Origin of the sequence: Paenibacillus sp. LK1 (assembly GCF_002750415.1) — a bacterium.
Taxonomy (GTDB): Bacteria; Bacillota; Bacilli; order Paenibacillales; family Paenibacillaceae; genus Paenibacillus; species Paenibacillus taichungensis.
The window spans coordinates 35,000-56,571 of the sequence record NZ_PEII01000004.1; the positions used below are offsets into that span (position 1 = coordinate 35,000).

16 protein-coding genes and 1 pseudogene are annotated in these 21,572 nt (G+C 45.4%); 10 read left to right on the plus strand and 7 right to left on the minus strand.

What is annotated here, in order from left to right:
• Nucleotides 1-16: 16 nt before the first annotated feature.
• Entirely contained in the window at nt 17-1,003 is a 987-nt protein-coding gene (locus CS562_RS10025) for a WXG100 family type VII secretion target (protein WP_099855393.1), read from the plus strand.
• A 198-nt stretch (nt 1,004-1,201) separates the two neighbouring features.
• Here CS562_RS10025 and CS562_RS10030 read toward each other — a convergent pair whose 3' ends face one another.
• Nucleotides 1,202-1,990, minus strand: a complete 789-nt coding sequence (locus CS562_RS10030; RefSeq protein WP_053784134.1) for a formate/nitrite transporter family protein — start codon at nt 1,988-1,990, stop codon at nt 1,202-1,204.
• Between the two features lie 381 nt (nt 1,991-2,371).
• Here CS562_RS10030 and CS562_RS10035 point away from each other — a divergent pair, with 381 nt between their 5' ends.
• Nucleotides 2,372-5,035, plus strand: coding sequence for an S-layer homology domain-containing protein (locus CS562_RS10035; RefSeq protein ID WP_180287088.1), 2,664 nt, complete (start codon nt 2,372-2,374; stop codon nt 5,033-5,035).
• A gap of 40 nt (nt 5,036-5,075) precedes the next feature.
• Nucleotides 5,076-9,422 carry an S-layer homology domain-containing protein gene (locus CS562_RS10040; RefSeq protein WP_099855396.1) on the plus strand — a complete coding sequence of 1,449 codons (4,347 nt, stop codon included), beginning with the start codon at nt 5,076-5,078 and terminating at the stop codon, nt 9,420-9,422.
• An 80-nt stretch (nt 9,423-9,502) separates the two neighbouring features.
• On the opposite strand, the gene CS562_RS10045 is transcribed toward CS562_RS10040, so the two are convergent.
• The 4 genes from CS562_RS10045 to CS562_RS10065 all read right to left on the minus strand — a co-directional run bounded on the left by CS562_RS10045 (nt 9,503) and on the right by CS562_RS10065 (nt 12,051).
• Nucleotides 9,503-9,913 carry a hypothetical protein gene (locus tag CS562_RS10045; protein ID WP_099855397.1) on the minus strand — a complete coding sequence of 137 codons (411 nt, stop codon included), beginning with the start codon at nt 9,911-9,913 and terminating at the stop codon, nt 9,503-9,505.
• Nucleotides 9,913-10,425 carry a hypothetical protein gene (locus tag CS562_RS10050; protein ID WP_099855399.1) on the minus strand — a complete coding sequence of 171 codons (513 nt, stop codon included), beginning with the start codon at nt 10,423-10,425 and terminating at the stop codon, nt 9,913-9,915. The genes CS562_RS10045 and CS562_RS10050 overlap by 1 nt, the downstream gene beginning before the upstream one ends.
• A gap of 17 nt (nt 10,426-10,442) precedes the next feature.
• Entirely contained in the window at nt 10,443-10,670 is a 228-nt protein-coding gene (locus tag CS562_RS10055; RefSeq protein ID WP_099855401.1) for a bacteriocin immunity protein, read from the minus strand.
• Nucleotides 10,671-11,061: 391 nt separating this feature from the next.
• Nucleotides 11,062-12,051: a zinc-binding dehydrogenase gene (locus CS562_RS10065; RefSeq protein ID WP_099855405.1), complete on the minus strand. Its 990-nt coding sequence runs from the start codon at nt 12,049-12,051 to the stop codon at nt 11,062-11,064.
• 137 nt (nt 12,052-12,188) lie between these two features.
• On the opposite strand from CS562_RS10065, the pseudogene CS562_RS33820 reads away from it, so the two are divergent.
• The 5 genes and pseudogenes from CS562_RS33820 to CS562_RS10085 all read left to right on the plus strand — a co-directional run.
• Nucleotides 12,189-12,362, plus strand: a pseudogene (locus CS562_RS33820) (LysR family transcriptional regulator); the annotation flags it as partial.
• 96 nt (nt 12,363-12,458) lie between these two features.
• Nucleotides 12,459-13,064, plus strand: coding sequence for a LysR substrate-binding domain-containing protein (locus CS562_RS10070; protein WP_373561720.1), 606 nt, complete (start codon nt 12,459-12,461; stop codon nt 13,062-13,064).
• 6 nt (nt 13,065-13,070) lie between these two features.
• Nucleotides 13,071-14,171: a threonine aldolase family protein gene (locus CS562_RS10075; RefSeq protein WP_099855408.1), complete on the plus strand. Its 1,101-nt coding sequence runs from the start codon at nt 13,071-13,073 to the stop codon at nt 14,169-14,171.
• Between the two features lie 200 nt (nt 14,172-14,371).
• Nucleotides 14,372-14,842 (plus strand): SMI1/KNR4 family protein, encoded by a 471-nt coding sequence (locus tag CS562_RS10080; RefSeq protein WP_076290404.1) that lies wholly within the window; start codon nt 14,372-14,374, stop codon nt 14,840-14,842.
• Between the two features lie 32 nt (nt 14,843-14,874).
• The gene (locus CS562_RS10085) at nt 14,875-15,765 is read left to right on the plus strand and encodes a LysR substrate-binding domain-containing protein (protein ID WP_099855410.1); all 891 of its coding nucleotides are present in this window, start codon (nt 14,875-14,877) and stop codon (nt 15,763-15,765) included.
• 52 nt (nt 15,766-15,817) lie between these two features.
• On the opposite strand, the gene CS562_RS10090 is transcribed toward CS562_RS10085, so the two are convergent.
• Together CS562_RS10090 and CS562_RS10095 are read right to left on the minus strand one after the other, a co-directional pair.
• Nucleotides 15,818-16,807, minus strand: a complete 990-nt coding sequence (locus CS562_RS10090) for an aldo/keto reductase family protein (RefSeq protein ID WP_099855411.1) — start codon at nt 16,805-16,807, stop codon at nt 15,818-15,820.
• 140 nt (nt 16,808-16,947) lie between these two features.
• Complete coding sequence (locus CS562_RS10095) at nt 16,948-17,979, minus strand: PocR ligand-binding domain-containing protein (protein WP_063566033.1); 1,032 nt, start codon at nt 17,977-17,979, stop codon at nt 16,948-16,950.
• Nucleotides 17,980-18,306: 327 nt separating this feature from the next.
• On the opposite strand from CS562_RS10095, the gene CS562_RS10100 reads away from it, so the two are divergent.
• Both CS562_RS10100 and dhaK read left to right on the plus strand, forming a co-directional pair.
• Nucleotides 18,307-19,449, plus strand: a complete 1,143-nt coding sequence (locus CS562_RS10100; protein WP_099855413.1) for a glycerol dehydrogenase — start codon at nt 18,307-18,309, stop codon at nt 19,447-19,449.
• Nucleotides 19,450-21,219: a dihydroxyacetone kinase subunit DhaK gene (dhaK, locus tag CS562_RS10105; RefSeq protein WP_099855415.1), complete on the plus strand. Its 1,770-nt coding sequence runs from the start codon at nt 19,450-19,452 to the stop codon at nt 21,217-21,219.
• Nucleotides 21,220-21,572: the final 353 nt, after the last annotated feature.

A 21,572-nucleotide genomic window follows, 5' to 3' on the forward strand; every position in this document is an offset into this window, starting at 1 on the left:
AAGAGGAGTGTGCAGGATGACACAGATTAAGGTAACACCGGAACAACTGGATACAGTTAGTGGGCAATTCGCCCAGGCACATCAGCAATTGTCGGGGTTCATGTCCACATTGGATAGCCAGATCCGTGTCATGCGCAGCAATTGGGACGGAATGGAGCGGGAACGCTTTTATAACGATTATGCAACGGCTCAAGGTACAATGAAGTCTGTCCTTGAGCTGGTCTTGTCCATTCAGTCGGAACTCAAGAAAATTGCTGAGCGTTTCCGCACCACAGATGAAGATGTTGTGAACAAGGCTCTTATGGTGGCTTTGGCTGCGGCACAGACTCTTACGTCCCTCGGTAAACATAAAGGTGATGGCCCGGGCAAAACGTCAGGTCCTCCGGAGAATATGGAGGATTGGGATAAGAAGGACGCCGAGGATTACAAAAACTATGAGGAAATGTTAAAGAAAGCCGAGGAGATGGGTGACGAGAAACTTGCGCAGCAGCTTCAGGCCAGCATGAATGTTATTCGGCTTCAATATGAGGACGAAATCTACCAGATTGATCCGAACACGGGCAAGACGGTGAAGATTACCGAGGATTCGATTGTAGGTACGTATCAGGTTAAAAGCGACAAGGGTGAAACGACCAGCATCAGCTTGGATAAACAGGGTAACGTCGTGGATTACAACAAGGATACGAAAAAATACGAGTATTGGGAACAAACCCATACGACCAGTCAAGGGGAGCATCTCTTTGGCAAAGGAGCACAAACGGCTACAGCTTATGGAATTGGCCTGCTGTTGACCAGCAAGAGCGGATCTGCCTTTACAGAACATGCGACAGGGCTCGGTTCCTCCTTTGTTGCGGACAAGTTCCTGTTCTCCGTGCCGGAAGAAGGCGAGACGCGTACGATGATTTACCGAACCAACAAGGATACGGGCAAAATCGAGAATATGATCGTGGTCACGCGTGGCGACAACGATATTGAATATATTCCGTGGCGTGAGTATAACTAAGCCACGGAGCAAGCCTTGTAGCCTCCGTACGGGTACAAGGCAGATATAACCGAGGGCAGGCATATAGGGAGCCTGCCCATAAATAAACACCCGCGCAACCTTCAACACAGGATGGAAGGTTGCACGGGTGTTTGGGGCTTACCGTCCAGCCACGGTCAGGTGACCGGGCCAGTAAGGGGGCTTTTTTTGCCCCAAAGATTAGTGTGTCTCTTCGTCCAGAAACGGTTTGTTCACCGCATAATACATGAAACCCATCAGCAGCACGCCGCCCACTAGATTGCCGAGTGTCACCGGAATCAGGTTGTGAATAACCCCGCCGAATGAGATCGTCCCTGGATGGTTCAGTACCAGCGCAATCGCAAACGTACACATATTGGCGACGCTGTGCTCATATCCCGAGATGAAGAAACAGAAAACAAAGAGCATCATGGCGAACATTTTTGCACCATTCTCCTTCATGAACATTGGCACAAAGAACGCCAGACATACGAGCCAGTTACACAGAATGCCCCGGAAGAAAAGCTGCATGGCCGGAGCCTCCATCTTGTGCTCTACGACACTCAGCAGAAAACCATTCACCTGAGATGAATCGAACAGACCCGTCAGGTAGATTAACAAGGCAAATACCGCCGCACCCATCAGATTTCCACTGTAACTTGCAATCCACAGCTTCACCACTTCGAACCATTTCAATTTCTTGCGTAAGGCGGCATAGGTGTAATAGAACGTATTTCCTGTGAACAAATCACCTCCACCATAGGCGATCAGAATAATTGCCGCGCCGAACGTGAGAGCCGCCATAGGGTATGTAAAAGGGGAATCCTCCATATAAAAGAAGTTACCCGTCTTGAACGCCACGATGACGCCAAACCCGATAAACATGCTGGCGAGCATGGAGCGTGCAAGGTACCTGATCAAGCTTTGTTTGTAAATCTTGTGTTTCTTCAGCGCCAGCTTCTCTACGTTGCGTAAACCTTCCGTTTCCATAATTCTCCTCCAATAGCTAAGTTGAATAATTGCATAAACTTACAAATCTCACCAAGTTCTTTTCATTATAACGAATTTTGAGGCAGATACACGTGATTTCAGAAAAAGAATGTAAGAAAGCGCAATGTGCGTTTTACGTGAATACGTATTATATGAACTGATATTATTTATTTTTTCATAATTTAATTGCACCTATTTCAATCCGATGGGCAATCCTTTTTGTATTTAACTTTTTGATCCAATGTTAAGTGAAGTGGGGGTGAAGGGATTATTAGTAAGCACCTTTTAATTGGATAATATGTTAGTTTTTTTGTTCAGAATTTGTTCAGAAAATCTTGATAAACTATGTGCCGAAAACGAAGTTTTTGGGGAGGAACAAGCATGAATCAAGATTGGAAAAAAATACTACTTACTTCAATTGTAGTGGGCATGCTGTGGGGAAATCAGATCGTCAACGCAGCCGATCAAACGGGAGGAGTAGCAAATCATATATCATCGGTGTTCACAGATCAAACCGATATCCGTTCCACTTCCTTGCAAGCGGTTCAGGAAGCGGTAAACCAAGGATTAATTGCGGGATATCCTGATGGCTCCTTTCATCCGAGCCAGCATTTGACTCGGAGAGAAATGGCCGTATTGCTTGCTAAAGCATCCCATTTAACACTTGATGAACCATCGCAATCGGTTCGGAATAATTCGGACTGGGCTACTCCTTATATTGATGCTATTCGAAAAGTAGGCTGGATGACTGGAGATGCATCCGGTAATTTCCGTGCCAACGATCCAATTCGACGGGAAGAACTCGCTTCCATCTTGGTTAGAGTTACAGGAGCACAAGGAATAAAGGGAGGTCAACAACAGACACTTTTAGATGAATCCATGGTGAGTAGTTGGGCCAAAGAGCAGGTACATACTGCATTAAAGCTTGGATTGTTGGAATCCAGTGAAGGAAGGTTCAGTTCCAAGGCTTTGGTGGAGCGGCAAGATATTGCTGGAATTCTAGTAGACGTTTTTCAAACGGGAGAGAGAACAGCTTCTCTGACTAAATTGGATGGAGATGTTGCCTACATCGACGGACGTCCTTTTGTAATTAGTAAAGAGCTTCAAAGTATTTTGAATGATGGGAATAAAGATGCATTACAGAACGCTGTGATCACTTATGATGCTCGAACACGTAATCTGTCTTCCTTGTCGGAAATTCAGATTGTTCAAGCAGGGACGGCTAAAGATCCAGTGACATTGGATCTGAAAGGTTCATCTTATAAGGGCGTGATTTCAGTCTCGGCGGACCATGTTGTTTTGAAAGCCGATACATTGCCACAGGTTGTCTTCAAACCAGGCTCGAGTGAAGTGACAATCGAAGGGGACATCGACGAAGTAATCATAAACACCACTAACAAAGTTAACGTTCAGGGAAGTGGGACGTGGAAACAGATTGTAATGAAAGATGCGAAGTCTGTTATTCAATTGCCTGAGACTGTAAAAACGGACAAGGTTATTCTTCCAAAGGGAGGAGCATCAACACAGATTATCCGCAGTACACCGACTGTAACGACTCCATCCAGTAATACGTGGACTAGCAACTCTAATTCAGGTTCAGGTGGCTCATCAGGACCATCCACACCAACACCTGAACCAGAACCACCTGTTGTCATTGGACCTCCGTCTCCCGAGAATCAACCGCCGGTTGTTCAATCGACCATCCCCGACAAAATTGTATTTTTGGGAGAGGGTGCACAAGAGATTGATCTGAGCACTGTTTTTACGGATGCGGATGAAGATGAACTCAGTTATGAGATTTCAGAAATCGATCATAACATTGCTACTGTGGATATTCAGGGTTCAACATTGAGAATCCAGCCTATTGCTTTAGGTAATACGACGGTTACGGTGAAAGCTACGGACGGAAAGGGAGGAAGTATAACAACATCCTTTGGCTATTTTGTGAATCCGTTCGTTATAACCCCACCGATACCGCCAGTTATACCACCGATTGTACCGCCACTACCTCCAATAAACCATGCTCCTGAAGTGGTGAAAACACTGCAAACTGTAGAAATTGAATTGGGTGCTGTAAGTGATCCGATAGATTTAAAAACTATTTTCTCAGACCCGGACGGAGATGAACTGACCTTCGTTGTATCCTCATCCGATAATCAAGTCGCGAGTGCTGATATTACAGACAGTATGATGACACTGAATATTTATTCTGTTGGAAGTGCCAAGTTGACTGTAACTGCCAAGGACAATATCGGTGCAGCAGTGAAGAGCGAGTTCACTGTCGAGGTCAAAGCCCCTGTAGTTATTAATCATAAACCTACGGTAGCAGGGCAGATTTCTAAGTTGAATGTAACTTTGGGAAAGGTTAGCGATACGGTAAGCCTGGCTGGCGTGTTCGAAGATTCAGATGGAGACATTCTGACGTATACAGCAGAATCTTCGGATTCCAATGTAGTAGATACCAGTGTGCAAGGAGAAACATTGACATTGGGCTTCAAAAACGTTACTGGTTCAGCTACGGTTACGGTCAAAGCTACCGATCCTGATGGTGAAGAAGCTGAGACCACATTTACGGTTAACGTGGAAGACCCGGATGCAGGAAAGGGATTATTTATTTCTGAGGTAGTCTGGGGTGAGGAGTTCAATCAGGCAATTGAGTTGTATAATCCTACATCCAAACCGCTTAACGGAGGGGATATCACAATTGTACGCAGTGATTCCAATGCTCCCATTACGCTGGACTCAGGCACAATCATTCCATCGAATAGTACGTTGGTTCTCGCAGAAGAGTTTAGTGAATTTTCAGATGAAGATTATTATTATTTGATTTTGGATCTGGTTGAGAATATGGAACCGGTAACGCTGACGCTATATTACAAAGGGGAAATCATGGATACGGCAGTTATTGTACCAACTCAATCTTTGACAAGAAAATGGGATACTGTTCAAGGCGACAAGGTTTCTTATGAGCCATCCGAATGGAGCAATATCGGAGAAAACAATTATGATAACTTGGGCAAATTCGATTCTTTAATTACTCCTTAATTTCGTTTAATTCAACAGCAGATAGAGAAGGAGAATACTAATGCGAAAAATGAAAAGAACAGCACAATTAGCCATGATTGCATTGCTCTTAAGTAATACTGTTCCAGTTGCAGCACAGAGTCAGGATTCAGCAGATCAGAAGATAACCCCATCTAGCATATCTTCAGGCCCCAATGCTACAAATCAATTAAATGATTCGATGAATAAGGCTGTAGGCATGGGGTTTATCAAAGGAGATCCGGATGGGAACCTTCGGGCGATCGATCCGATCACCCGTCAGGAACTGGCGGTTGTTCTTGCGCAGGCTCTCGGACTAACAACAAGTAAGAAAGTTTCAGAGCCATTTGTAGATGTGAACTCAGCTAGTTGGTCAGCACCTTCCATTCAAGCGGTGAAGAAGGCTGGTCTTTTGCAGGGAGATGCAAAAGGGTATTTCCATCCACGAGCGGAGATTACCGGACAGGAATTAATCACCGTTTTGGTGAGAGCAACGGCTTATGCTACACAAGGCAATCAAATAAAGTCGCTTCCTTCGGAATGGAAAGGGGCAAGTGCGTGGGCGGCTCCTTATATCCAAGCTGCTGAGAAGGCTAATCTTCTAAGTGAATATCAGGGAGAGAATAAAGTTAAACAAGGTCTTGTTCGGGGCGAAGCCATAGGTATGATGTTGTCAGCCATCTTCCCAGAAACCCGCCTGTCTGTGGTTCAGTCAATCCATGGAAGCCAAGCTCAGATCAACGGAGTTGTCTATCAGATATCTGAACAAGTGGCAGGTCTTCTGAATGAACGCAACAAGGCTGTACTTGATCAGGCTGGTATACAGTTTAAGAGCCAAGATCATACAATTACCGAAATTAACGCCTTGGAAATTAGAAAAGGCGGAAAATCAGCACAGACAGGAGAGGCGGAATTCAGCCGTAATCTGTTATTGAATGCTGAGGAAACCACATTGAATGGAGATCTGACGATTAAGGCGGACTTCACTTCGGTACAAGGGCTTAAGATCAAAGGCAAACTGACGATAGCACCAGAGATGGAACATGATTTCTATGCCAAAAATATAAAAGTAGAACAATCTATTTCAGTTCAGGGTGGCGACAGCAATACCGTTGTGTTCGAAGACTCTGTTCTAAACAATGTGAATATAGATAAAAGTGATGTACATGTGGTGTTCTCGGGCAGTACGAATGCTCAAGAGGTTAGCATTGAATCCGATAGTACTCTTGAAATTGCAAACACAGCTGAGCTGTCTTTGCTGAACATTGTAGATGGCGCAAGTAAGGTAGAATTGCAGGGAACTGTAGATAAAGTCAAGTTGAATACGTCACAGCCTCTGCAACTTAAGGGTAATGTCAGCCTGCAACAATTAACGGTAGATGGGGTTGGTGCTGTTAATCTTAATGTAGCGGGCACCATTCAACAACTTCAGGTGAATAATGCAGCAGCACAGGTTAGTATAACAGGGAATATTAAGGTTGCCGAGGTTTCTCTGGCTGCTGGAGTACCATCTTCGGCCGTAAGTGGAAACACCGGAACAGTAACTTCCAATGCGACATCTTCTTCGTCAGGTGGAACGGGAGGGAGCGAGACAACTCCTGTTGTTGCCAATCGATCACCTGAACTGCTGAAGCCATTTGAAAATCGCAAGTTTACGGCAAATGGTCAGGGTAAGACGTTAAACCTGAACGACTATGTGACTGATCCGGATGGTGATTCAATAACGTATACGGTTGCTTCGTCCAAATCCTCAGTAGCTAAGGTTGTGCTTAGTGGATCAAATCTCGAAATTATACCCTTGGAACATGGTACAGCCACAATAACTGTGTCCTCGAATGATGGTCGCGGCAAAAGGCTGAGGTCCACATTTGACGTCAACGTGAATGCACCACCTCTTCCATCACCGATTCCGGATCAAGAGCTTGTAGCCGGGTCAGACAGCACAGATGTCCATCTCATGGTCTATGTTATGGATGATGAGAAATATGAATCGGAGCTGCTTTACAGTGTATTGAATAGTGCCCCGGAAATCGTGGATACAGAGATCGTAAAATCGGAATATGGGCAATCTGTATTGAGGTTAACGCCTAAAAAGGCGGGAGAGGTTGTTCTTAAAATCAAAGTGGATGATGGGCAAATCGCAGATGATGGCAGTACGGGTGTTACAGAACTCGACATGAGGGTTGTTGTTCTTCCACCACTAAATCGTGCGCCTATGGGAGAAGCTCCATCGAAAATAGACGTCTATCTGGGTGATAACATCCCTGTAGTGAAACTGAACGAGCTATATACCGATCCAGATGGTGATGCTTTAATGTATTCAGCAGCTTCATCCAATTCAGATGGGGTTACTGTGGAGGAAAATGCAGGTGAGTTGAAGTTAACTGCTCTTCAACTTGGAACGTATACCATATCGTATTCCGTAAATGACGGCAAGGGTGGAGTAACAAGTGGAACATTTGATATTAATGTAGATCCTATACCGAATTTGAATCCGGTAGGACAGTCACCTAGTTCGATTAACGTATACTTGGGTTTCCTACCAGATCGAATTCCATCTGTTAACTTAAATGATTATTATATTGATCCGGACGGTGACCCACTTACATTCAGCGCCAGTTCATCTGATCCGGATGGATTAATAGTGGAGGAAGTTTCCGGAGTACTGAATTTGACTGCTTTGAAATTTGGAGAATATACCATTAACTATTCGGTGGAAGATGGTAGGGGAGGTTTCGTTTCCACTGGATTTCCAATAAGCGTTAATCCTAAGCCTAATGCTTCTCCAGTTCTTACGAGTGATCTACCTGCTCAAACGTTGTTTCTGGGTAAGGAGGATATTGTCATTGATCTCTCACAATATTTTAGTGATCCTGACGGAGATGTGTTAGAGTTTCAAACGCCAATTGACTTTAATAATTTCCTGATAGCAGAGATGAGCATTCAAGAAAACAAGCTGATTATTCATCCCAAGCGGGTTGGTCAATTTGAAGCTAACATTATAGCAAAAGATGTATATGGAAAAGAGGCAACAGCCTCTATTGATGTGGAGGTCTTAGAATCAGGAAGTATTGGTTCTATCCCAGATCAAACAATCATGTGGCCTTGGTCGACTTTGGATATAGATCTTACTCCTTACCTGTTAAATTTTGATATAAGTACTTTAACGGTTGATGCCTCTTCTGGAGACGTCAATATTGCGGAAGTTTCTACCGCTGGTCCAAAGGTATCTGTCGCTCCAGTTGCGGAAGGACAGACCACCGTGACGTTGTCGGTTTATGATCAGTCTGGACGAAGGGAGCAAGTATCCTTTGGCATGACCATACAAGGCGAGCCTGCTGGCCCTAATATATCACCAGAGGTTGTAAGCAACATTTACGAACAAGTGTTAACGCCAACGGTAACGAATGATCGTACGTTTGATTTGAGTCAATTGTTTAGTGATCCCGATGGAGATTCGTTACAATTTGCAATTAGCAGCAGTTCGAGCGAAGCAGTTAATGCAAGCATTAATGGTAGCCTGTTAACCTTGAAGCCGGGGACAGGTAATGCAGTAGCCCCATTAACCCTGACGGCGAAGGATGGAAAAGGTGGAGAGGCAGAGTATTCCTTTAATGTTCGTACCGCTTCTCTGGTGAATGCTGGAGTGATGCAGATCAATACAAAATCAGGGGTGCAGGATGCTCTAACCTATTCAACCTCGAATTTGTTCCCGGGACAGACAAGTTTCAAACTATATAGTGGCACACCAGATTCGACGTTTACGGGACCGGATACGATGAATACGACTCAAATTCCTTTAACCGCATCTCCGTTGTACTTCTGGATTATTGGAAATGATGGTAGAGCCGTGGTAGTTAAGGTCAATTCGCTTCCACAAGGCTCACCCGAGTTGTTTTTCTCTCAATACATGGATGCAGGTGCTGAGCAAATTGTAGTGCAATTGTATTATACGGGGGATGGGAATCCGTCTCACAAAGCAACAGGATATCAACTGGAAGTATATCAATGGATGGAACAAAGTTCAAAGATGAATATAGTCACAAAGAATTTGTTTGATGTTAACCCCAATGCACTTGCCATTTATATTAATGAATTTTTCTATGAATACATGGATATAACAAAAATCCAGTGGTTTAATAGTGAGTTGCTTCTCTATAACCCTCTAAATCCAAATGAGTATCAAGTCGTTGCATTGGTTCTCAAAAAAGATGGTAGAATTGTTGATGTATTGGGAGACCCTACTTCACATGATAGATTCTTATCTGAAGGAGGAACACTGATTCGTAAACGCGGGATTTACACAGGTTCACAACAGTTCTCTTTGACAGGAGAATGGAATGAACTCCCGAAAGGAACCATGCAATATTTAGGCTCCCATACTCCGTAAATTTTTGGAAATAAAGTAATATTGGTACTATTGAAAATAGTCTAAACCTCCATGCTCTTAAACGAGTATGGAGGTCTTTTTTATTTTAATGGATATGGATGCATACATGATCTAAGAATCTCTGCCTTCTGCAATTCTGTACGTTCACGTGGAGCAAGTTCTTCTGCGTAGGAACGCTCCAGCTTGTTGCGCATAAATGTCTCTGCATATGCATTAGGACGAGAGTGAAAGTCTTTGGCGAACTCTCGGAATGCGCTGACCTCACGTACCTTTTCCAGCACGCTGTTTAACAGAGGGCTCCCCGCGTATAGCAGGGAATCAGTCTCTACACATTCAAACTTGAGATAGAGAAGGGCCTTCTGTAATGCATTGATCTCGCCTTGGGTAAGGTGAACCGGCTTCGTAGCATTTTCTCCCGATTCTTCACTGGACTGGTCAGGGTACTTGTTAGGTTTATGTGTATTACGGGGAGGTTCGTCCTGCTTACTCATTAATTATCACTTCCTTGCTTCGAATGTAATACCCTCTTGGCGGAATAGCCAAAATCAGGATCGGATTGAAGCGATTTTAACGCGGACGCGGCTCCAGTAACTTGTTGATGTGCAACAAGAACAGCAAAGGCTGCACTTTTAACCAAAATATACGCATCCCCCTCCAACACCTCCTGAGCCAACTTGATCTCGGCCTCGGTAATAGGTAATAAGGCGAGAGTTTGAAAGACATAATTTTGTACATCCTCATCTTCTTCAGGATCACGAACAAGTTGCACGGCAGCATGAAGGATCTTATCCAGAAAAGCAGAGGAGCCTGCCATATCAAGAGCGCGCCATGCTTCGATGCGTATGAGATCTTCTTCGTGTGGATCCATACCAATATTGAGAACTTGCTGAGTAAGATGGTTATCCGTCAGCTCGATCAGATCACGAAGTGCCTGTAGTTTTTCTTCTCCACTGATAGCGTTAAAATCAGTTTGTTCATTGTTTTTATGATTCATGTCAGACATATCCGATCATTCACCTCCTAAAGTATGTTAGGACTGGGCGGAAGAATGATCGGACGAGCAGACAGCGCCTCTTCCACAATCTGTTCGGGTGTCAGGTCTCGATTATCCCAGAAAATCAGATTACTGATCTCAGCATAAGGCATCTGTTGCTGTAGCTCGTTTAGCATCTCATCCAGTTCATTTTCTGTTCCTTCGGCATTCATCAACTTTCGAACTAATTCTACCAAGTGCAAATGGTTGGACATGTCGATACCTCCTGAATGATTCATAGAGTAAATAATTTAGTCTTTCATGGGTTGATCCAATGAATCATACGTAACGATCACCGGTAAAAATTTGGGCTCTAGTATCAGGCTTATGAGTTGCTCGTCTTGATTAGCATAAGAAATGAAATAGCTTCCAAAATGAGATTCATAGATGAAATCCCTGTATTGATAGGAGCGTTCCGGATACTTTATGTTCAAATATAGCGTAGTTATCCCTCGAGCAAAGGTTGCTTTCAACATAGGAATTTGGGACAAAAGTATAATTGCGACCAGAACAATGGCTGTACGTTTAGCGAGACGGGTCAGATGGATTCCCCCATTATCGTAAAATGATTTGTACCAATTAAGGAAGGTCCATCTAAACCAGATGTCACTCCACGAGTATAGCAAGATTGCCAAACTGCTCTCCCTTTTCCATACGTTCGAAAGCTTTCGCTGTGTCCTGTAGCTGATATATGCTATCGATCACAGGATGTAAATTATGTTCTTCCACCCATTGCAGCATCTGGACAAACTCTTCACGGCTGCCCATGGAGGTGCCAATCAGGCTAACTTGCGGGAAAAAGATGGAGCGGATTGGAACATTCAGATCATCTCCCGAGCTTGCGCCATACATCACGATACGACCACCTGGTCTGATTATATCAAAATATTTGGGGAACATGGCTTGTCCGATGCTATCCAAGATGAAATCAACAGGATCAAGACCGTTCTGCACACTCCAGTCTGCATGACTGTCCAGAGCTTGGAAAGCGCCCAGACGCAGAGCCTCATGTCTCTTGGCTTCTCTTCTGGATGTAACAGTTACCTTGGCACCAGCAGTTACGGCCATGAGCAGGGCATAGGTCGCTACACCGCCGCCAATACCGGGAATAAGGATATGTTCACCCTGCTTAAGTCCGCCACGAGTGAATAAGGCGCGGTATGCTGTCAAAGCCGAAAGGGACAACACTCCTGCTTCCGCCCAGGATAGATGAGAGGGTTTGGGCAAGGCATTTCTAGCAGGCAGCGTAATATATTGTGCGAGAGTTCCATCCGTAGGGCCTCCTACAATATCGGGCACAATGGGCACGTCTACTGCGTGGTCCCAACCGAGAGTAGGGTGGATAATGACCTCATCACCTACGGATAAGTCCTCTACACCTTCTCCAATCGCTATGATTACACCTGCTCCATCGGAACCAAGAATGAGTGGTGAGTCTTGGAATGTACGTCCTGCCATGATGAACAGATCACGATGATTAATTCCAGCAGATTTCAGTTGGATCTGTACTTCACCGGCTTCCGTTGCCCGAGATGTTGACTCTGTATATTGAAGACCTTCAAGTCCGCTCTGGCCGGAATGTATAATAGCTTTCATTGACAAAATTCCTCCTTGTGTATTTAAAAACTTCACTACTGAGCCTCATTGTACAGATGGGGCAGATTCACGTAAAATGAACAAAAATGAATGTCAGTATCAATTCAGATAATAGATAACAAGCAGGTGATCAGGGCATGGATGCAGGAGATTTAAAAGTATTTCAGGCGGTTGCCCGCGAAGGCAGTATCAGCAAAGCAGCATTAGCGCTGAATTATGTGCAATCCAATGTAACAACACGAATTAAACAGTTGGAGGATCAGCTGCAAGTACCGCTGTTTCATCGCTCCAACCGGGGCATGTCGCTCACACCAGCGGGTGAAAATTTGCTGGGATATGCAGATAAAATATTACATTTGTTATATGAAGCAGAACAGGCAACGCAAATGGGCCATCCGCCCGCAGGGATGCTTCGTCTTGGTGCGATTGAGACCGCAGCCTCCAGTTATCTGACGCCGCTGCTCGCTGAATACCGTTTATGTTACCCCAAGGTTCAGCATTCGTTAATTACAGGGGGTACACATGAACTCAATCAGAAGGTCATTCAACATGAGCTGCATGGAGCTTTAATATATGGCCCAATTGACCATCCTGAGCTGAACTATATGAAAGTGTACAACGAAGAATTGGTGCTGATTGCCGAACCCGGAACCCATGAGTTGCATGATTTATTGTGCAAACCCATGTTGTTTTTTGAAGTAGGCTGTACTCATCGCGAACAGGCAGAAGCCTTTTTGAAAGATCAAGGCGTGCACACCCTCAACGTTACGGAATATGGAACACTGGACACCATTATGAATGGCGTATCTGCGGGAATAGGTGTGTCATTGCTCCCACGATCCTCGGTTACGAAAGCCGAAAGGAGAGGTGAGGTTACAGTGTTATCTTTGCCTGATCCATATCGCAGGTTGGAAGTAGGATTTGTGCATTCCAGGAGTGAGCATCAATACGGAGCGCTGGGTGCACTGGTGCAGATGGTAACGAACCAAAAAACCAGAACAACAAAGGAGTAAATAACCTTGAAGAATACAGAGTTAACATTAGCGGAAGCTTTTAATCAGGCAGAGTTTATTATAGGCGGTCACGGAAGTCGTAAAGTCAAAGTACTTCAGGAAGCGCTGGAGCAGGTGGATGGGGAACAATATAGTGATCATTATGGCAACGGTAAAATCATTGATCAATTCCAGCAGCAGATGGCTGACGTTCTGGGCAAGGAATCGGCTGTATTTTTCCCCAGTGGTACGATGGCACAGCAAATCGCCTTACGTATCTGGTGTGACCGCAAAGGCATCAAGCGGGTAGCTTATCATCCTTTATCTCATCTGGAAATCCATGAGGAAGACGGACTGAAAGAGTTACATCAGATTGAATCCATTTTGCTGGCGGAGGAGAACCGACTGATTCGATTGGAAGATGTAGAGGGGATGAATGAGGAAATTTCCTGCCTACTGCTTGAACTGCCACAACGCGAGATTGGTGGGCAATTGCCTGCCTATGAAGAGTTGGAGGCAATCTCAGCCTATTGCCGTGAACGTGGAATCAAGCTTCATCTGGACGGGGCACGTTTGTTCGAAATCACGCCTTATTATCAGAAGACTCCCGCCGAGATTTGCAGTCTGTTCGATAGTGTCTACGTGTCTTTTTACAAAGGCATTGGAGGAATTGCTGGGGCTATATTGGCAGGAGATACGGACGTTATGCAAGAATCGAAAATATGGAAGCGTCGGCACGGCGGCGATCTGATCGGCCTATATCCATATATTCTTAGTTCTCAATATTATTTCAATGAACGGTTTGGCAAAATGGGGCTTTATTATGAGCAGGCGAAGGAACTTGCTTCCTTGTTAAATGCGTGTCACGGTATACGTACATTGCCGGAAGTACCCGTCTCCAATATGTTTCACGTACATTTTCCCTTGGCTCAAGCCGAGATGGAGCGTATTCTGGCATCCATGACTCAGCAATTCGGGTTGGGGATTACTTCATACTTGCAGCAGACCAGTGCTCATAGTTGTGCCTTTGAATTGTCAACGGGGGATCGATATCAGAATGTACCCAAGGACAAGCTGCATTCAGCGCTACAATGGCTGGATGGAGAACTACGGAAACATGTGAACTAAAATAAAGCTATGCTTATTCTGCCTTATCCACTTGCTGGATAGGGCATTTTTGTTGCAGGAAAAGAAGGATAGCTGACGAAAGGTACTTTAATGCAGCAATAACAGCAATAATGCAGCTTCTGGTATCATCGCGTCGTTAATAGTGAACATATTCGTGGACCACAATTTCATTGATTTTCATTTATAGAGGAGGAGTTCAAGTGGAGTCGATAGGTTTGGAACCCATTCGTGATCTTTTGGTTGAAGCTTACAATACAACAATGGGAGAAGGGTGTACTCCTGAAACGCAACAGAGCATTGAGGATTTTGAGCAAAAGTATAACGTGAAATTGCCCGCAGTGTATCGTGAGCTCTTGCTTGAATTTGGTGCATGCAACTTCGGCGATCCTGCCTTGTATTCGGTGAAAGAATTGAATTGGGCATATCCCGAGTTCCTGGAAGTATACCGTGAATATGAGAAGGAATACGAGTTGCCCGCTGAGCTGCAACCATTTCCAATTGGTGGGTTTGGCGAAGGAAGCATTGCTATACTGGATCAAAATTCTGGCAAGGTTCTGATGTTAATCCACGATGCGGGAGAACTACCTCTTCGTGAGATAGCCGTGGACTTTAATGAATTAATGACGATGCTGGCTGAATCAGCCGTTTGGGTTCAGGAACAGATGAAGTAAGAGGTCAGACAGAAGGGAAGTACATCAGGCGAATGGATATTCGAAAATTACGATACTTTATCACCGTGGCGGAGGAGCTTCATTTCCACCGTGCGGCTGAGAAATTAAATATGACGCAGCCGCCGCTGAGCCAGCAGATTCAGAATCTGGAGGAAGAGCTCGGCGTGAAGCTATTGGAACGCACGAAAAAAATGGTTCGTCTCACGGCAGCCGGTGCCGTATTTCTGGAACAGGCGAGGCTGATCATGGCCCAACTTGAGCGATCCATCCAGCTTACGCAGAAGGCTGACCAGGGCATCATTGGACATTTAACGGTTGCTTTTGTGGATTCGGCTTCGGGGAGTATTATGGTCAATGTGTTGAGAAAATTCCGTGCGGCGTACCCGCAGATTGAACTTACGTTGCGTGAGATGACCTCGTCCCAACAATTGCAGGCACTAGCAGATGGACAGATCCATATTGGATTTTTGCGGTATCAGGATCACAACGGAGATTTGTCGTTCCGGGTCTGTCAGACGGAAACATTACTCGCAGTGCTGCCAGACCATCACCCTTTAGCTGCACAGACTCAGGTGTCAATCACCGAGCTGGAGGACGAAGATTTTATTTTATTCCCGCGGCATCTGGGCTCTCCGTTCCATCGTCTTATCCTGGATTATTGCAGGGAGCATGGTGTAGATCCTCGTATTACACAGGAAGCCATTCAGATGTACACGATTGTGAATCTCGTTGCAGCGGGCATGGGGGTATCCATCGTTCCTTCTTCAGTAGATGTGTTCGAGCGGAGGGGTGTGGTATTTCTACCACTAGTAGAAAGTCCGCCCTCCGTACCGTTATACACGGCATGGCGGACGGACATGAATCAGGAAGTGATTTCCCGTTTTATGAATATTGTAGATGAAATTGTTGAAGGGTTGTCGTGAAAATGATTAGTTCAACTTATAGAGTATGGTTAGAGTAGTTTAAGAAGAGCTACTAACCCGTCTTGGCAGGGTTTCTCTCAATCCATTCACCTAATATTTCATCAATGCGGGACAGGATGTCCCGATCCAGTTGAACACCAGAGGCTTTCACATTCTCAAGGACTTGCTCTGGACGGGATGCCCCAATAATGACGGATGACACATACGGATGCTGAAGAACCCAGGCGACGGCAAGTTGAGGGAGCGTCAGCCCGATCTCTTTCGCGAGTGGAATAAGCTGCTGAACAGCAGTCAGAACGTCGTCACGTAACCACCGACCAGCAAGATTATTGAAAAAGGGTGCGCCAGCCTCGGCAGCTGCACGTGATCCGGCTGGCAGTGCTTCGTGCGGAATATATTTACCAGATAGTATGCCCTGAGCCAAGGGAGACCATGTAATGTGGCCAAGACCTGCTTGTGTACTTGCTGGTACAACTTCCTGCTCAATAACCCGCCATAACATGGAATACTGTGGTTGGCTCGCAATAAAAGGCACGCGAAGCTCCTTAGCTAATGCGGAACCTTCTTCAATCTGAGCCGCAGTCCATTCGCTAACTCCAATATAGTGAACCTTGCCCTGGCGAACCAGATCGGCAAACGCAAGGAATGTTTCCTCCAGCGGCGTATTTGGATCATAACGATGAGCATAATAGACATCGATATAATCGGTTTGCAATCTTTGCAATGAAGCGTTGCAGGCCTCCATGATATGTTTGCGGGAAAGTCCTCTGTCGTTGCGACCTGAGCCAGTTGGATGACAGACTTTGGTACACAGCTCAATACTTTCTCTTCGAGTCTCCTTTAGAGCATGTCCTAACACAGTTTCTGCCTTGGTGTTGGAATAGACGTCTGCCGTATCAAATGTCGTGATGCCTGCCTCCAAAGCAGCTCGGACAAAAGCTTTTGCGGTTCCATCTTCCACTTGTGCTCCATGTGTAATCCAGTTGCCCAGTGAAATCTCACTGACGGTTAGACCGCTGTTTCCCAATTTGCGATATTCCATGCGTGACGCCTCCCTAAGTAATCTGGACTCCATTGTAGCAATGGCAGATTAATAGGTGAAATATCTTTTAACCCCATCTTTAATATGAAAAAGATATCACTGAGTTTTCTCTTGTAACGAAAACGTTTGGTTAAACGTGCTCATTGTTCCTGCATGTATTTGCGATATAAGGCAGGCGTAATCTCCTCAAATTTTTTGAATATTTTGATAAAATACCCCGATTCATTGAACCCCAGTTCATCACTGATCTGTGACACGGGCATGTCCGTAACTTCCAGCAATTGCTTGGCCCATTTGATTTTGAGTCGTGCAATATAAGTCGTGAAGTTCTCACCTGTTTCCTTAGCAAACAGCCTGCTGAAATAACTTGGACTCAGGTGGCACAGATCGGCCATTTGTTTAAGCGAGACTTGCTCACTCTTGTGACTGTGGATATATTCAAAGGCAGGTTGGAGCACCGGACTGGAGCTCTCTGTATCACTTGGACTGTTTTTAAGATAGGCATCTGCAATCGCATTGGTCATTTCTTTTTTGATCGACTCAATATTACGGATGGAGTATCCAGGCAAAATAGTGGACAGATTCAGAGACTCCTGATGACCCGAAGCTTTCTCGAACATTTCCACCAGCAAATTTTTGTTCAGTGCTTCCTCCACGATGTAATTACAGAGTAAAGAAAGCATGTTGGAAATTTTCACAACCTCTTCATAGGTCATGACAGGCAACTGGTCGTAATCGTCCTGTAATTCCTTTAGCTTTGCAGCATGCATAGGCACGTTCTTGGACGTGACGATCTGTTCCAGTTCCGTCCCTTTCTCCGGGTCAGCGAGCTTCACCTGTCCTGCCATTACCGCACCAATATATTTTCCATCAATGGTGATTGGAATCGCGATATCCACGATATTAAAATGACACAGATATACATAAGGTTCGTTCAATCGAACGGCTTCCAGACCACCACGAGAATCACATTTCTGGCAGTAGGGGAGCAGTTCGGGATCTTTGCGAACATTTTGGCAAAAGGCCTGACAGCTGCTATGGCTGGTTACGGGAATGCCTTTATAATCAACGGTTAGAATAGCCAGCTTGGTCACAGTGGCAAGAGAATCCTGTAGACGCTTCCATTTATTCAGGTCGAGGATTTTATTGATGTGCAGATATTCTTTAATCATGGGTGGAACCCTCCATAGCTAACCTGATGAATGATTTCGTTCGTTAAAAGTTAGCAAGTTGTACATATTAAGATGAGTTAATGACGGGTAATGTATAGATGATGTCAAAAATTAACCTATCGCATGACAATAAGATACCATGATTCCATTGAAAAGCAAAAAATTACGATTGCAAATTATAATAATTTGTTATCAAAGTCCACTGTAAACCTCATATGCATGGTATATATTTAGGTTAATTGTGAGTATTTAATGTTGAAGGTATGCAGGACATTTATGCAGTAAACGAAAACGAACTTATATCATCCATAGGAGGTTTATATCATTATGAGAAAAGCATTTATTAGTCCAACGAAATATGTGCAAGGCGAAGACGAATTGTTGAACCTCGGTTACTTTGTGAAATCCTTTGGTGAATCTGCATTGCTGATCGCACATCCGGATGATGTACAGCGTGTAAAGGCGAAGCTCGATGAAACGGCACAAAAATTCAATATTACGTTTGTTGAAAGCGGTTTTAGAGGGGAATGTTCCCGCGAGGAAGTTGCTCGTCTCCAGGAAATTGCGAAAGAAAAAGGATGCACATGTACAATTGGCCTCGGTGGCGGTAAAGCGATCGATGCAGCCAAATGTGTGGCAGAAGGCGAAGCGCTAATCATCTGTCCTACCATCGCAGCAACGGATGCGCCAACAAGTCACTCTGCTGTGTTGTATACGCCGGAAGGTGCTTTTGATGACTATGCGTATTTCAAACAAAGCCCTAGTGTTGTTCTCGTGGACACAACGGTTATTGCAAACGCACCAACACGTTTCCTTGTATCGGGTATGGGTGACGCGTTGTCTACGTACTTCGAAGCAAGAGCTACAGCAAAGTCGTACTCTCGTGTTAACGCAAGTCTGCCGATGGGTTCCCGTGAAGGATACACGCCATCCGCAGTAGGTACGAATGCAGCACTTGCTCTTGCAAAACTGTGTTATGAAATGCTGCTGACGGATGGATTAAAAGCGAAAGTAGCCAGTGACAGCAACGTCGTGACTCAAGCGCTGGAAAACATCGTTGAGACAAACATTCTGTTGTCTGGTCTTGGATTTGAGAGTGGCGGTCTGGCTGCAGCCCATGCGATCCACAATGGTTTGACTGTTCTGGAGGGTACACATCACTTCTTCCACGGTGAAAAAGTATCATTCGGTACGATTGCACAACTCGTCCTTGAAAATGCACCAACCGAAGAGCTGCATGAAGTCATGGACTTCTGTCTCGCAGTGGGACTGCCTGTAAGCTTGGCGGATATCGGTGTAGATACCATTACTCAGGAAGAGTTGTTGAAGGTGGCCGAGATCGCATGTATTCCGGAAGAATCCATTCACGCCATGCCGTTCCCGATTACTGTTCCTGAAGTGGCTGCTGCCATTGCGGCTGCTGACCGTATGGGACGGGACTACAAAAAAGCTCGCCGGGAGGCGAAATAAATGAAAAAAATTATCAATCAGGCTGAAAATGTTGTCATGGAAATGTGCAACGGGATTGCGCTGGCGCACCCGGAGCTTGAATTTTTGAAAAAATATAAGGTCATTAAACGCAGAGAGATTAATGGGGACAAAGTCAGCCTCATCAGCGGAGGCGGCAGTGGTCATGAACCTGCTCATGCGGGTTACGTTGGCAAAGGTATGCTGGATGCTGCGGTCTGCGGAGATGTATTCGCATCCCCTTCCCAGATTCAGGTATACCAGGCGATCAAGGCCACAGCCAGCAATAAGGGTACGCTGCTAATCATCAAGAACTATAGCGGCGACATGATGAACTTCAAGAATGCGGCGCATCTTGCAGAGGAAGATGGCATTGACGTGCAATATGTGCGGGTTGAGGACGACATTGCTGTTCAAGACAGTCTGTATACGGTAGGACGCCGCGGCGTTGCCGGAACTGTACTGGTGCACAAAATCGCTGGAGCCGCAGCCGAAGAAGGCCGCAGTCTGGCAGAGGTGAAATCCGTAGCCGAGAAAGCAGCCCAGAACGTTCGCAGCATCGGATTTGGATTCACTTCCTGCACCGTGCCCGCCAAAGGAACACCGACATTTGAAATCGCTGAAGATGAGATGGAATTCGGTGTGGGAATTCATGGTGAACCAGGCATTCGCCGCGAGAAATTAGTATCTGCGGATGAGCTTGCAGGACGTATGGTTGAAGCACTGCTTGCAGACATGAAGCTGGACAACGATACATCCGATGAGATTGCTGTGCTTGTCAATGGCTTTGGCGCTACACCGTTGCAGGAGCTCTATCTGCTCAACAACTCGGTTCAGCGTGAGCTGGCAAAGCATTCAGGTCTGGGTGTAGCCACTACGTTTGTTGGCAATTACATGACGAGCATCGATATGGCAGGCGCATCGGTAACCATCCTGAAACTGGACGATGAACTGAAAACGTTGTTGTTTAAGGAAAGTGATACACCTGCTTTCAAAGTGTCTGGTCCTCCAGTAGCACAAGTGACATATTCCGAAGCACTGGAAGCCGTCGTGACTGAAGATGCGCCAGTATCCTATGAAGTGGAGACACCTGCAACGTCTGCGGTGATCAACAACAATCAATTCTCCGTGGATAATATCGTCTACCTGATCGATAAGATGAGTGAGATCATCATCAAGAACGAAGTACCATTCTGTGAACTGGATTCCCATGCAGGTGACGGCGATTTTGGCATGAGCGTAGCGAAGGGCTTTAGACAGCTCAAACGCGAATGGAACCATATCGTGAACGAAGAGAAAAAGAATATCGGTTCATTCCTCGATGCATGCTCTCTTGTCATTATGGAATACTGCGGTGGTGCATCCGGCCCAATCTGGGGTTCGGCATTCCGGGCAGCAGGCAAAGCCGTTGGTGACAAGCAGCAATTGAACGTTGCAGAGTTCGCTGACATGATGCAGGCGGCAGTGCAGGGGATTCAGTCTACAGGTGAACGTTCCTTCGGACGTGGTGCCGTTGTAGGTGACAAGACATTAATTGACGCACTTGTCCCTTGTACAGACGCATGGACGCAAAGTTCGAAGTCTGGAGATGACTTCAAAACGGCGTTTGCCAAAGGTGCTGAAGCCGCGGTAGAAGGCGCGAAGAAAACAGAAGACATTGTGGCACGTATGGGCCGCGCGGGTGCTGTTGGCGATCGCAGTCTCGGATACCCGGATGCTGGCGCATATGCGCTGGGTGTTATTTTCACAGAGCTATCCGAGTCAATGAAATAAATATGGAGTGCAACGGGATTACACTTGGCCACTCCGATTGCAGACCATGCTTGATTTAGACACTCAGGAACTACACAGACAGAAAACCTTTCGATCTCTCTTACCCCCGGATTTCAATGATTTTCCCCTGAAGGGAGAAATCCGGTGATAAAGGAGCACGCTCCGCTTCTTCAGGTCCTTTCTGTCTGTTTCGCTCTTCTGTCTATACCAAATTAATATGACTGCATCTCGTTTTGGTGTAATCATAGGTACAAACCATATCCAACGTTTCATTAAACGCGGATAGTGGATACAAGTAAGGAGACCGCTCTGTAGCTTGGCTTACAGAGTGGTCTTTTTGATATGGAAAACGG